The organism is Arthrobacter sp. R4-81 (assembly GCF_054792365.1).
This window is the reverse complement of sequence record NZ_CP096445.1, coordinates 465,091-480,040: the sequence shown is the minus strand read 5'-3', so window position 1 is coordinate 480,040 and position 14,950 is coordinate 465,091. Positions and strand designations below refer to the sequence as shown.

Below are 14,950 nucleotides of genomic sequence, written 5' to 3'. Positions count from 1 at the left end.
TGTTGCCCACGGGAGGTGAGGGAGGGTTGCCCTGTTGCCCACGGTATGTGAGGGAGGGTTGCCCTGTTGCCCACGGGAGGTGAGGGAGGGTTGCCCTGTTGCCCGCGGTATGTGAGGGAGGGTTGCCCTGTTGCCCGCGGGAGGTGAGGGAGGGCTGCCCGGTTCGTGGTTGGGGGGTTAAATGAGGGAGAGCCCCAACCGTGTGTGGTTGGGGCTCTCGACCCTTTTTAATGGTTGTCCGGCGGTGACCTACTCTCCCACACCCTCCCGGGTGCAGTACCATCGGCGCTGTGGGTCTTAGCTTCCGGGTTCGGAATGGGACCGGGCGTTTCCCCCACGCTATGACCGCCGTAACCCTGTGTCCCGTACCCCTGTGGGGGGTGGGAAATCTGGTGGTTACAACATGTTCTCTCTGCCCTTTTGGGGGGCAGGTGTGGTGTTGTTATTCAGTTGTGTTCCCTTGTCAGCAAACCGGTGGTGCGGGTTTGTTGGTTGGGAACCACATAGTGGACGCAAGCAGTCTTGTTTTCTTTTTACCGCCCCCTGGGTGCAAACGCTTTTGAAGTTCGTTTGCGGGGGTGGTGTGTGGTGTAAGTTATCGGCCTATTAGTACCGGTCAGCTTCACGAGTCGTTAGTCCTCGCTTCCACATCCGGCCTATCAACCCAGTGGTCTGGCTGGGGGCCTCTCACACACAAGGTGTATGGAAATCTCATCTCGAAGCGAGCTTCCCGCTTAGATGCTTTCAGCGGTTATCCCATCCGAACGTAGCTAATCAGCGGTGCACTTGGCAGTACAACTGACACACCAGAGGTTCGTCCGTCCCGGTCCTCTCGTACTAAGGACAGCCCTTCTCAAATTTCCTGCGCGCGCAGCGGATAGGGACCGAACTGTCTCACGACGTTCTAAACCCAGCTCGCGTACCGCTTTAATGGGCGAACAGCCCAACCCTTGGGACCTACTCCAGCCCCAGGATGCGACGAGCCGACATCGAGGTGCCAAACCATGCCGTCGATATGGACTCTTGGGCAAGATCAGCCTGTTATCCCCGAGGTACCTTTTATCCGTTGAGCGACGGCCATTCCACAATGTACCGCCGGATCACTAGTCCCGACTTTCGTCCCTGCTCGAGATGTCTCTCTCACAGTCAAGCTCCCTTGTGCACTTACACTCGACACCTGATTGCCAACCAGGCTGAGGGAACCTTTGGGCGCCTCCGTTACTTTTTAGGAGGCAACCGCCCCAGTTAAACTACCCATCAGGCACTGTCCCTGACCCGGATTACGGGCCGAAGTTAGATGTCCAAAGTGACCAGAGTGGTATTTCAACGATGACTCCACCCGAACTGGCGTCCGGGCTTCAACGTCTCCCACCTATCCTACACAAGCCACTCCGAACACCAATACCAAACTATAGTAAAGGTCTCGGGGTCTTTCCGTCCTGCTGCGCGTAACGAGCATCTTTACTCGTACTGCAATTTCGCCGAGTTTATGGTTGAGACAGCGGGGAAGTCGTTACTCCATTCGTGCAGGTCGGAACTTACCCGACAAGGAATTTCGCTACCTTAGGATGGTTATAGTTACCACCGCCGTTTACTGGGGCTTGAATTCTCAGCTTCGCCTTGCGGCTAACCGGTCCTCTTAACCTTCCAGCACCGGGCAGGAGTCAGTCCGTATACATCGTCTTGCGACTTCGCACGGACCTGTGTTTTTAGTAAACAGTCGCTTCCCCCTGGTCTCTGCGGCCCCTGCACGCTCCGGACAGCAAGTGTCCATCACGATGGGGGCCCCCCTTCTCCCGAAGTTACGGGGGCATTTTGCCGAGTTCCTTAACCATAATTCTCTCGATCGCCTTAGTATTCTCTACCTGATCACCTGTGTCGGTTTGGGGTACGGGCGGCTAAAACCTCGCGCCGATGCTTTTCTAGGCAGCATAGGATCACCGAATCCCCCCTTACGGGAGTCCCATCAGATCTCAGGCATCATGAACGGCGGATTTGCCTACCGTTCGCCCTACATCCTTAGACCGGGACAACCATCGCCCGGCTCGGCTACCTTCCTGCGTCACACCTGTTAATACGCTTACCTCCCAGGATCAGGTCCCGCGCTCCACCAAAAACCTCACACCACAAGGGTGATCGGTCAGGTCTCGGGCGGTTAGTATCCCCTGTTCAGCATGGACGGTTTTTCGCCGGTACGGGAATATCAACCCGTTGTCCATCGACTACGCCTGTCGGCCTCGCCTTAGGTCCCGACTTACCCAGGGCAGATTAGCTTGACCCTGGAACCCTTGATCATTCGGCGGACGGGTTTCTCACCCGTCTTTCGCTACTCATGCCTGCATTCTCACTCGTGTAGGCTCCACCGCTGGTTTACACCGCGACTTCACTGCCCACACGACGCTCCCCTACCCATCCAGACGCCTGAACCACAAGGGCTTAGCAAAAATCTGAATGCCACAACTTCGGCGGTGTACTTGAGCCCCGCTACATTGTCGGCGCGGAATCACTTGACCAGTGAGCTATTACGCACTCTTTTAAGGATGGCTGCTTCTAAGCCAACCTCCTGGTTGTCTTCGCAACTCCACATCCTTTCCCACTTAGCACACGCTTAGGGGCCTTAGTTGGTGGTCTGGGCTGTTTCCCTCTCGACTATGAAGCTTATCCCCCACAGTCTCACTGCTGCGCTCTCACTTACCGGCATTCGGAGTTTGGCTGACGTCAGTAACCTTGTAGGGCCCATCGGCCATCCAGTAGCTCTACCTCCGGCAAGAAACACGCAACGCTGCACCTAAATGCATTTCGGGGAGAACCAGCTATCACGAAGTTTGATTGGCCTTTCACCCCTACCCACAGCTCATCCCCTCCATTTTCAACTGAAGTGGGTTCGGTCCTCCACGACGTCTTACCGTCGCTTCAACCTGGCCATGGGTAGATCACTTCGCTTCGGGTCTAGATCACGCCACTGCAACGCCCTGTTCAGACTCGCTTTCGCTACGGCTTCCCCACACGGGTTAACCTCGCGACGTAACACTAACTCGCAGGCTCATTCTTCAAAAGGCACGCCGTCACAACTACACAGCAAGCTGCGGCTGCTCCGACGGATTGTAAGCACACGGTTTCAGGTACTGTTTCACTCCCCTCCCGGGGTACTTTTCACCTTTCCCTCACGGTACTGGTCCGCTATCGGTCATTAGGGAGTATTTAGGCTTATCAGGTGGTCCTGACAGATTCGCACGGGATTTCTCGGGCCCCGTGCTACTTGGGATACTCTCCAGGCGGTACACAACATTTCGGTTACGGGGCTCACACCCTCTCTGGCCGGCCTTTCAAGACCGTTCACCTATGCCCGTACTCTCACCTCACTGTCCCGGCAGAGACAGAACGGAAAGTCCCACAACCCCGACCATGCAACGCCCGCCGGCTATCACACATGGAACGGTTTAGCCTGATCCGCGTTCGCTCGCCACTACTAACGGAATCACTGTTGTTTTCTCTTCCTGCGGGTACTGAGATGTTTCACTTCCCCGCGTTCCCTCCACGCACCCTATGTGTTCAGATGCGGGTCACCAGATCACTCGCGCGTCTGGCGGGGTTTCCCCATTCGGACACCCTGGGATCACAGTCCGGTTATCGACTCCCCCAGGCTTATCGCAGATTCCTACGTCCTTCTTCGGCTCCTAATGCCAAGGCATCCACCGTGTGCTCTTAAAAACTTGACCACAAAAGATCAAAAAAACATTTCGAGAGAACCTATGGAAACCACACCACAAACACAGCCACACCAAACCCCGAAGGGAAAAGCACAACCACATCCGCAGCACAGATCCAGGTTCATATTCTTGGAAATTGCTTCTTATAAAAGATGCTCGCGTCCACTATGTAGTTCTCAAACAACAACCCCATGCCACACACCCCACACACACCCCCACCAAAGGGAGCAAAAAACGTGCATGATCGGTCCGACCAGGAAACCAGAAACAAACAAACCCGGACAAAGAGTCACCCCTTCCCCCGGCCCTGTTGCCTCAGGACCCAACAGTGTGCCAAACACCACCCAACAACCCGCACCGGAAACCTTCCTGAACCCCGCACCCCACCCCAACAAAGGAGAAGAGCAACCAGGATCCGTACTAATAACCGGCCCGTGCCACCAGGCACCTATTCGTTGATATTCCACCCTTGAGCACCCACCGCAGAACAATCGCCTGCGCAATGGGCCTTTACTCCTGACAACCCCTCCACACTCACATACATGAGGCAAGGTGACTGTAGGTGCTCCTTAGAAAGGAGGTGATCCAGCCGCACCTTCCGGTACGGCTACCTTGTTACGACTTAGTCCCAATCGCCAGTCCCACCTTCGACAGCTCCCTCCCACAAGGGGTTAGGCCACCGGCTTCGGGTGTTACCAACTTTCGTGACTTGACGGGCGGTGTGTACAAGGCCCGGGAACGTATTCACCGCAGCGTTGCTGATCTGCGATTACTAGCGACTCCGACTTCATGGGGTCGAGTTGCAGACCCCAATCCGAACTGAGACCGGCTTTTTGGGATTAGCTCCACCTCACAGTATCGCAACCCTTTGTACCGGCCATTGTAGCATGCGTGAAGCCCAAGACATAAGGGGCATGATGATTTGACGTCGTCCCCACCTTCCTCCGAGTTGACCCCGGCAGTCTCCTATGAGTCCCCACCATCACGTGCTGGCAACATAGAACGAGGGTTGCGCTCGTTGCGGGACTTAACCCAACATCTCACGACACGAGCTGACGACAACCATGCACCACCTGTGAACCGGCCCCAAAGGGGAAGGACTGTTTCCAGCCCGGTCCGGTCCATGTCAAGCCTTGGTAAGGTTCTTCGCGTTGCATCGAATTAATCCGCATGCTCCGCCGCTTGTGCGGGCCCCCGTCAATTCCTTTGAGTTTTAGCCTTGCGGCCGTACTCCCCAGGCGGGGCACTTAATGCGTTAGCTACGGCGCGGAAAACGTGGAATGTCCCCCACACCTAGTGCCCAACGTTTACGGCATGGACTACCAGGGTATCTAATCCTGTTCGCTCCCCATGCTTTCGCTCCTCAGCGTCAGTTAATGCCCAGAGACCTGCCTTCGCCATCGGTGTTCCTCCTGATATCTGCGCATTTCACCGCTACACCAGGAATTCCAGTCTCCCCTACATCACTCTAGTCTGCCCGTACCCACTGCAGAACCGGAGTTGAGCCCCGGTCTTTCACAGCAGACGCGACAAACCGCCTACGAGCTCTTTACGCCCAATAATTCCGGATAACGCTTGCGCCCTACGTATTACCGCGGCTGCTGGCACGTAGTTAGCCGGCGCTTCTTCTGCAGGTACCGTCACTTTCGCTTCTTCCCTACTGAAAGAGGTTTACAACCCGAAGGCCGTCATCCCTCACGCGGCGTCGCTGCATCAGGCTTTCGCCCATTGTGCAATATTCCCCACTGCTGCCTCCCGTAGGAGTCTGGGCCGTGTCTCAGTCCCAGTGTGGCCGGTCACCCTCTCAGGCCGGCTACCCGTCGTCGCCTTGGTGAGCCATTACCTCACCAACAAGCTGATAGGCCGCGAGTCCATCCAAAACCACAAAAAGCTTTCCACCCCCCACCATGCGATGAGGAGTCATATCCGGTATTAGACCCAGTTTCCCAGGCTTATCCCAGAGTTAAGGGCAGGTTACTCACGTGTTACTCACCCGTTCGCCACTAATCCAGGAGCAAGCTCCCTTCATCGTTCGACTTGCATGTGTTAAGCACGCCGCCAGCGTTCATCCTGAGCCAGGATCAAACTCTCCGTTGAAGTAAAACAAAAACGAAACACAACCAGGAACCACGGGAAAACGCGGAAACCCGGCCGCACAAAATTTGAAACCAGCCAAAAAAACCAGACCATCCACGGGGTGGACAACCTGGCCAATTCAACCAATCAATAAAACAATTGGTATCAACAAACTTGGCACACTATTGAGTTCTCAAACAACAGACACACCCGGCACCACCACAACCAAAACCCAGCCGTGGATCGCTCCGGAGCAACTTTTCAAACTTACCCGGTTTCCTAATGCTTTGCAAATCAGCGTTTCCGCGATTAGAGCTTCAAATAACCGGCCCCGCCTGTATACGGCACGCAAATCAGCGAACCATTTTTCAGGCTGTTTTCAGGGGGTTGGCCGCTCTCCGGTAACCAGCTCTTCGCTGGTCTCCCTCGCGGCGACTTAGAAAACAATACACGCAGCCCATCCGCAACACAAATCAGCTCCGCACACGTCAGAGGGGTCCCAGAATCCCCGGAAAACCAAGGATTTGGGACCCCTCCTGAACGTACGGCGGCGGAAATCAGCCGGGCGCCGCCTTTATGGCGTGAGTCACATGGGGCCTACATCCCGGCGGTGAGCACCACCGTGAAATCAACATCCCGGGGAGTTAGCTGGTAGGGCTCCAGTGCTCCCGGTCCACAGGCTGCGGTGCCAACGCCCTCCCGGGCAGCATCCAGGTAGATGTAGCTCCGGCCGTCGCGGCTCAGATCCTCACGATGCGTCGCGACGTCCAGCACTTGCTGGCTGTACGGACGGACGGTGAGCGCAAAGTCGTTACCGGCGATACTGAGCGATCCGGCGTCGAGCTCCAAGGAAGCCGAACGTACTCCCGACCTTGCCCCCGCTTCCTGAGGCCGAACATACTCCACGTCCATCTCATCCAGGGGAAGTACATACCACCCCAGGCGAGTGCCCTGGCCGGTATCCGGGTAGCTTTGGTACGGACCCTGGCCGAACCACTCGACGTTCTTCGTTTCGGCTCCCAGGATCAGCTCAACTCCAACCCTGGCCCATCGGACTGCGTTCCCCCGGTCTATCCAGTCCCCGTCGGGGCGAACGGACGTGTTCAGGCTTACGCTGGTGCCGTCACTGGTCCACGCGTAGTCGACCAGCACGCCGTACTGCTTGTCCGCTGGAGCCATCCGGGTACGGACCAACAGCATCTCCCCGCCGTCTTCAGCTGAAACGGCCGAAATGCTGATAAGCCGGGAATGGAGCCGGTTTAGTCCCGCGTCCAACCAGCGCCGTTCTATTGTGCGGGGGTCCGTGTCGCTCCATTCCCTGCCCAGATCGTTGTCAGTGGGGGCGCGCCACAAGGTGACTTTCATCCCCTCCACGGACAGGTCGCCCAACCGCCTCAGCTCTCCGGTGATGCGGTCAAAAGCGGCCGGGCCGAGCCGAAGTTCGTTGCCTTCTTCCTGAACAGACGCGTGCGCTGTGAGCGTGCCAGGACCGTTGAGGTTGGCGGCTGCTTGGCCCCAGGCGATCTCATGACCGGCATCGGCCCAGTCGGTGTCCTCGCCCAGAACAGCGCTGACGGTCAGAACCGCCGGACCGCCGGCAGGGAGCTGCAGCAAGCCGGCAGGCAGCTCAACAAACACATCTTCGCCCGGCGCCACAGGCGCCAAGGCGACGCTCCCCCCGTCGAGCGTCACGCCGTCGGCCACCACTGCGTACCGGAAGCTGAAGGCAGATGTGTCAGCGAAATCAAAGCCGTTGCGCAGAGTGAAGCCGGACCAGTCCACCGCTACAGAAAGCGTGAGGGGTTCGATGACCTTCTTGAAATCCAACAGTCCGGGCCGGGGCTTGCGGTTGGCGTCCACGAGGCCGTCGGTCACAAAGTTGCCGTCGTGAATTTCCTCACCAAAGTCACCGCCGTATGCAAACTGCTCCCGACCGTCGGCTCCAGTAACGGTAATGCCGTGCTCCAGCCACTCCCACACAAAGCCGCCCATGAGACGTGGGTAGCGGTCAAACAGTTCCTGATACTCGGTCATTCCGCCGGGTCCGTTGCCCATGGCGTGAACGTACTCACACAGGACGAAGGGCATGGCCCGGCGACGCGTATCAAGGGCAGGATCCTCGAGGGGTTCCTCCACGCCCTGGCCGATCAGCTCGGTCTCCGCGTGGGTGGCGTACATCCGCGAGTAGACATCCACATAGGCACAGCTCCAGTCGCCTTCATAGTGGATGGGGCGTGACGGATCCCGGTGCTTCGCCCAGCGTGACATTGCAGCAAGGTTCCTACCTGCACCAGCCTCGTTGCCAAGCGACCACATAATCACCGAAGCGTGGTTCTTGTCCCGTTCCACGGTGCGCCGCATCCTGTCCAGCAACGCGGCCTCCCACTGAGGATCGTCGCTGGGGTTTTGCTTCCAACCACCGCTTTCAAACCCGTGGGTTTCGAGGTCGCACTCGAGGACCACATAAAAGCCGAGCTGGTCAGCAAGGGCCAGAAATTCGGGATGAGGCGGGTAGTGGGATGTCCGGATGGCATTGATGTTGTGCTGCTTCATGAGCCGCAGTTCGCTGATCATCAGCTCCCTGGGCACCGCACGGCCCAGCTTGGGGTCGTGCTCATGGCGGTTCACGCCGCGGAGCAGGATGCGCTTGCCGTTCACCTTGAACTGGGCGTCCTCGATGCTGATCGAGCGGAATCCCAGCTGAAGCTCGATGGACTCAGCTGCGGTGCTGACGCTGGCCCGGTACAACTTTGGTGCCTCAGCCGACCAGGGTTCTATTCCGGGAATCACGTGTTCTGCGCCGGCACCGAGTTCCAGTCCCAGCTCCGGAATACGCACGACGGCGTCAATCGCCTCACCGTCCCGGCTCGCCTCCACACGAAGGATTCCTTCACCCCGCAGGTGGTCGAACTCAGCGTGCACAAAGACGTCGTCGATTCCTCCTGCCGGCCGAGCCTGGAGGGTGACGTCCCGGAATATGCCGGGAAGCCACCACATGTCCTGATCCTCAAGGTAGCTTGCTCCGGAGAACTGGGCTACCTCGACGGCAAGGACGTTTGCACCTTCAGCCAGAGCGCCTGCGACATCGAATTCATGGGCCAGCCGACTGCCGCGCGTGGTGCCAAGGCGTTGGCCATTCAGCCACACCGTTCCTGCAGATTCAATGCCGTCGAAGCGGAGCACAGCCCGAGGGAAAAATTCCGGGCCGGCCGTGAATTTAAAAACGTGCTGCCCGATGGGGTTGGCTTCCGGAATCTGGGGCGGCTCAACAGGGAACGGGTACTGGATGTTTGTGTATGCGGGGCTGCCGTGGCCGTGCATTGACCAGCTTGACGGCACAGGCAACTCTGTGAAGTCGGATAGGTCCTGGCCCAGTTGCCAGCCATCCTCGGGCGCTGTCCTGATGCCCGGTAACAGCCGGAACTGCCATGTTCCGTTCAGCGACAGCCGGGCAGCATCACTGTCAAGGAACGCTCTGGCCGGAAGTGTCCCTTCAGCCGGGGCAACCGATGCCAGCGCTGCCATGCGTCCCCCGCCGAGTTCCAGGTGGCGTTCCACCATGGAGGTGGTGGGCTGGAGCGGGGACTGCTGAAGATCCCGTGCGTCGGGCAATGATTCGACTGACATAAGTGTTCCTCGTCTCGCTGATTCTGCGGGATTCGTTGGTGGATTGTGGAAACGTGAACGTTCACGGACTGGGTACAACAGTACGGCAGGTCAAGAACTTTGGCCATAGTTCGCACGGGATTTCCTGGTCAGGCGGACTGCCTCACCACCAGCCGATGCCGAAGCGTAAGGCGCGCCTCCGCACTCCCGGCAGTCAGGGATCCAGCCAACAATCCGTCAAGGAGTTCGACGGCGGTGCGGCCCACCTCCCGAAGGTCCAACGACAGTGTGGTCAACTCGGGAGACAATTGTTCTCCGAGTGGAATTCCGTCCATTCCGATGACCAGGCAATCTTCGGGGACCCTCTTCCCGGCATCCGCCACCGCCTTCAGCACCCCTGACGCCACAAGGTCATTGAAGGCAACAATTCCAGCAATCCCAGGTTGCTGCGCAAGGAGATCCCGCACGGCAGTACGAGCGGCAGATGCCGACTCCTCAACCGCCACAGCCGAGCAATCGAAAGCATCACCATAGGATTCCGCGAGTACAGCAGCGAAGGCCCTGCCCCTGGATGTGACGAACCCATCACCGCTGCCAGGCCCGTGAGGGAGTATTTCCGCGCTGCCGGCCATACCCGGGACGTGAGTGTCCGGGTCCGGCTTTTCGGGGCCCGGCTTTTCGGGGCCCGGCTTTTCGGGGCCCGGCTTTTCAGGCCCACGGATGGAGTCTACGTACGCGATCTGGCGGCGACCGGCACTCCACAAGCGCCTGATCGCCAGTTCGGCCGCATGGCGGTAGTCAAAGGTAATGGCACCGGCGGCTGAGCCGGGTTCCTCATCCAAAACTATCAACGGCCGCCGGCCCAGGACCGATTGGGCCTGACCTGCGTAGCCGCCCAGGTACCCAATCACGGCATCCACGTGCGGGGCGAGATGCTCGACGGCGTCAAGGCCGTTACGTCCCCCATGGCCGTAGTCATCCATAACCACCTGCCATCCACGCTGAGTGGCCTGCTCCACCACGCTCGAGGCGAAAGCGGGAAAGTAGGGGTTGGTGAGATCCGGGATGGCCAGGCCTACCGAAGTCCGTGCCCCTTGCACCAGGCCCTTGGCGAACCGGCTCGGGGTGTACCCAAGTTCCTTGGCCAGCTCCTGGATACGCTGACGGGTTTCCGTTTTGATGCCCGGCATGTCGTTCATGGCGCGGGTGACGGTTTGTCGTGAAACACCTGCAGCGGCAGCGACGTCCAGGATGGTGGCTCGCTGGGAGCGGCGGCCAGCAGGGGTTTGGGTCATGCTCGTAAGTCTAGGGGCCAGCTACGGCGGTCCGGGTTTTGCCTGTCTCAACGCTCCCTCACGTTTCGCAGGTTCCAGCCTGACGCTCTCTCACGTTTCGCAGGTCGTAGCCTGACGCTCCCTCACCTTTCGCAGGTTCCGGCCTGACGCTCTCTCACGTTTCGCAGGTTCTGGCCTGACGCTCCTTCACGTTTCGCAGGTTCTGGCCTGACGCTCCTTCACATCCCGCCGGTTTGGGGTCGGGAGGTGAGGGAGGGTTGCCCTGTTGCCCGCGGGAAGTGAGGGAGGGTTGCCCTGTTGCCCACGGGAGGTGAGGGAGGGTTGCCCTGTTGCCCACGGTATGTGAGGGAGGGTTGCCCTGTTGCCCACGGGAGGTGAGCGAGGGCTGCCCGGTTCGTGGTTGGGGGGTTAAATGAGGGAGAGCCCCAACCGTGTGTGGTTGGGGCTCTCGACCCTTTTTAATGGTTGTCCGGCGGTGACCTACTCTCCCACACCCTCCCGGGTGCAGTACCATCGGCGCTGTGGGTCTTAGCTTCCGGGTTCGGAATGGGACCGGGCGTTTCCCCCACGCTATGACCGCCGTAACCCTGTGTCCCGTACCCCTGTGGGGGGTGGGAAATCTGGTGGTTACAACATGTTCTCTCTGCCCTTTTGGGGGGCAGGTGTGGTGTTGTTATTCAGTTGTGTTCCCTTGTCAGCAAACCGGTGGTGCGGGTTTGTTGGTTGGGAACCACATAGTGGACGCAAGCAGTCTTGTTTTCTTTTTACCGCCCCCTGGGTGCAAACGCTTTTGAAGTTCGTTTGCGGGGGTGGTGTGTGGTGTAAGTTATCGGCCTATTAGTACCGGTCAGCTTCACGAGTCGTTAGTCCTCGCTTCCACATCCGGCCTATCAACCCAGTGGTCTGGCTGGGGGCCTCTCACACACAAGGTGTATGGAAATCTCATCTCGAAGCGAGCTTCCCGCTTAGATGCTTTCAGCGGTTATCCCATCCGAACGTAGCTAATCAGCGGTGCACTTGGCAGTACAACTGACACACCAGAGGTTCGTCCGTCCCGGTCCTCTCGTACTAAGGACAGCCCTTCTCAAATTTCCTGCGCGCGCAGCGGATAGGGACCGAACTGTCTCACGACGTTCTAAACCCAGCTCGCGTACCGCTTTAATGGGCGAACAGCCCAACCCTTGGGACCTACTCCAGCCCCAGGATGCGACGAGCCGACATCGAGGTGCCAAACCATGCCGTCGATATGGACTCTTGGGCAAGATCAGCCTGTTATCCCCGAGGTACCTTTTATCCGTTGAGCGACGGCCATTCCACAATGTACCGCCGGATCACTAGTCCCGACTTTCGTCCCTGCTCGAGATGTCTCTCTCACAGTCAAGCTCCCTTGTGCACTTACACTCGACACCTGATTGCCAACCAGGCTGAGGGAACCTTTGGGCGCCTCCGTTACTTTTTAGGAGGCAACCGCCCCAGTTAAACTACCCATCAGGCACTGTCCCTGACCCGGATTACGGGCCGAAGTTAGATGTCCAAAGTGACCAGAGTGGTATTTCAACGATGACTCCACCCGAACTGGCGTCCGGGCTTCAACGTCTCCCACCTATCCTACACAAGCCACTCCGAACACCAATACCAAACTATAGTAAAGGTCTCGGGGTCTTTCCGTCCTGCTGCGCGTAACGAGCATCTTTACTCGTACTGCAATTTCGCCGAGTTTATGGTTGAGACAGCGGGGAAGTCGTTACTCCATTCGTGCAGGTCGGAACTTACCCGACAAGGAATTTCGCTACCTTAGGATGGTTATAGTTACCACCGCCGTTTACTGGGGCTTGAATTCTCAGCTTCGCCTTGCGGCTAACCGGTCCTCTTAACCTTCCAGCACCGGGCAGGAGTCAGTCCGTATACATCGTCTTGCGACTTCGCACGGACCTGTGTTTTTAGTAAACAGTCGCTTCCCCCTGGTCTCTGCGGCCCCTGCACGCTCCGGACAGCAAGTGTCCATCACGATGGGGGCCCCCCTTCTCCCGAAGTTACGGGGGCATTTTGCCGAGTTCCTTAACCATAATTCTCTCGATCGCCTTAGTATTCTCTACCTGATCACCTGTGTCGGTTTGGGGTACGGGCGGCTAAAACCTCGCGCCGATGCTTTTCTAGGCAGCATAGGATCACCGAATCCCCCCTTACGGGAGTCCCATCAGATCTCAGGCATCATGAACGGCGGATTTGCCTACCGTTCGCCCTACATCCTTAGACCGGGACAACCATCGCCCGGCTCGGCTACCTTCCTGCGTCACACCTGTTAATACGCTTACCTCCCAGGATCAGGTCCCGCGCTCCACCAAAAACCTCACACCACAAGGGTGATCGGTCAGGTCTCGGGCGGTTAGTATCCCCTGTTCAGCATGGACGGTTTTTCGCCGGTACGGGAATATCAACCCGTTGTCCATCGACTACGCCTGTCGGCCTCGCCTTAGGTCCCGACTTACCCAGGGCAGATTAGCTTGACCCTGGAACCCTTGATCATTCGGCGGACGGGTTTCTCACCCGTCTTTCGCTACTCATGCCTGCATTCTCACTCGTGTAGGCTCCACCGCTGGTTTACACCGCGACTTCACTGCCCACACGACGCTCCCCTACCCATCCAGACGCCTGAACCACAAGGGCTTAGCAAAAATCTGAATGCCACAACTTCGGCGGTGTACTTGAGCCCCGCTACATTGTCGGCGCGGAATCACTTGACCAGTGAGCTATTACGCACTCTTTTAAGGATGGCTGCTTCTAAGCCAACCTCCTGGTTGTCTTCGCAACTCCACATCCTTTCCCACTTAGCACACGCTTAGGGGCCTTAGTTGGTGGTCTGGGCTGTTTCCCTCTCGACTATGAAGCTTATCCCCCACAGTCTCACTGCTGCGCTCTCACTTACCGGCATTCGGAGTTTGGCTGACGTCAGTAACCTTGTAGGGCCCATCGGCCATCCAGTAGCTCTACCTCCGGCAAGAAACACGCAACGCTGCACCTAAATGCATTTCGGGGAGAACCAGCTATCACGAAGTTTGATTGGCCTTTCACCCCTACCCACAGCTCATCCCCTCCATTTTCAACTGAAGTGGGTTCGGTCCTCCACGACGTCTTACCGTCGCTTCAACCTGGCCATGGGTAGATCACTTCGCTTCGGGTCTAGATCACGCCACTGCAACGCCCTGTTCAGACTCGCTTTCGCTACGGCTTCCCCACACGGGTTAACCTCGCGACGTAACACTAACTCGCAGGCTCATTCTTCAAAAGGCACGCCGTCACAACTACACAGCAAGCTGCGGCTGCTCCGACGGATTGTAAGCACACGGTTTCAGGTACTGTTTCACTCCCCTCCCGGGGTACTTTTCACCTTTCCCTCACGGTACTGGTCCGCTATCGGTCATTAGGGAGTATTTAGGCTTATCAGGTGGTCCTGACAGATTCGCACGGGATTTCTCGGGCCCCGTGCTACTTGGGATACTCTCCAGGCGGTACACAACATTTCGGTTACGGGGCTCACACCCTCTCTGGCCGGCCTTTCAAGACCGTTCACCTATGCCCGTACTCTCACCTCACTGTCCCGGCAGAGACAGAACGGAAAGTCCCACAACCCCGACCATGCAACGCCCGCCGGCTATCACACATGGAACGGTTTAGCCTGATCCGCGTTCGCTCGCCACTACTAACGGAATCACTGTTGTTTTCTCTTCCTGCGGGTACTGAGATGTTTCACTTCCCCGCGTTCCCTCCACGCACCCTATGTGTTCAGATGCGGGTCACCAGATCACTCGCGCGTCTGGCGGGGTTTCCCCATTCGGACACCCTGGGATCACAGTCCGGTTATCGACTCCCCCAGGCTTATCGCAGATTCCTACGTCCTTCTTCGGCTCCTAATGCCAAGGCATCCACCGTGTGCTCTTAAAAACTTGACCACAAAAGATCAAAAAAACATTTCGAGAGAACCTATGGAAACCACACCACAAACACAGCCACACCAAACCCCGAAGGGAAAAGCACAACCACATCCGCAGCACAGATCCAGGTTCATATTCTTGGAAATTGCTTCTTATAAAAGATGCTCGCGTCCACTATGTAGTTCTCAAACAACAACCCCATGCCACACACCCCACACACACCCCCACCAAAGGGAGCAAAAAACGTGCATGATCGGTCCGACCAGGAAACCAGAAACAAACAAACCCGGACAAAGAGTCACCCCTTCCCCCGGCCCTGTTGCCTCAGGAC

2 protein-coding genes and 5 rRNA genes are annotated in these 14,950 nt (G+C 57.8%); all 7 read right to left on the bottom strand.

Annotated features, from left to right (window positions below):
- Nucleotides 1-236: 236 nt before the first annotated feature.
- Nucleotides 237-353, bottom strand: a 5S ribosomal RNA gene (gene rrf, locus M1E05_RS02255).
- 232 nt (nucleotides 354-585) lie between these two features.
- A 23S ribosomal RNA gene (locus tag M1E05_RS02250) occupies nucleotides 586-3,719 on the bottom strand.
- Nucleotides 3,720-4,283: 564 nt separating this feature from the next.
- Nucleotides 4,284-5,807 (bottom strand): 16S ribosomal RNA (locus tag M1E05_RS02245).
- Together the 16S, 23S and 5S rRNA genes form the textbook arrangement of a ribosomal RNA operon.
- A 576-nt stretch (nucleotides 5,808-6,383) precedes the next feature.
- Complete coding sequence (locus tag M1E05_RS02240; RefSeq protein WP_461164310.1) at nucleotides 6,384-9,413, bottom strand: glycoside hydrolase family 2 TIM barrel-domain containing protein; 3,030 nt, start codon at nucleotides 9,411-9,413, stop codon at nucleotides 6,384-6,386.
- A 128-nt stretch (nucleotides 9,414-9,541) separates the two neighbouring features.
- Nucleotides 9,542-10,687, bottom strand: a complete 1,146-nt coding sequence (locus M1E05_RS02235; protein WP_461164309.1) for a LacI family DNA-binding transcriptional regulator — start codon at nucleotides 10,685-10,687, stop codon at nucleotides 9,542-9,544.
- 467 nt (nucleotides 10,688-11,154) lie between these two features.
- A 5S ribosomal RNA gene (rrf, locus tag M1E05_RS02230) occupies nucleotides 11,155-11,271 on the bottom strand.
- 232 nt (nucleotides 11,272-11,503) lie between these two features.
- Nucleotides 11,504-14,637 (bottom strand): 23S ribosomal RNA (locus M1E05_RS02225).
- Nucleotides 14,638-14,950 lie beyond the last annotated feature (313 nt).

Coding starts and splice junctions, on each gene's coding strand:
- M1E05_RS02235 (WP_461164309.1), bottom strand. CDS start 10,687: ATGACCCAAACCCCTGCTGGCCGCCGCTCCCAGCGAGCCACCATCCTG.
- M1E05_RS02240 (WP_461164310.1), bottom strand. CDS start 9,413: ATGTCAGTCGAATCATTGCCCGACGCACGGGATCTTCAGCAGTCCCCG.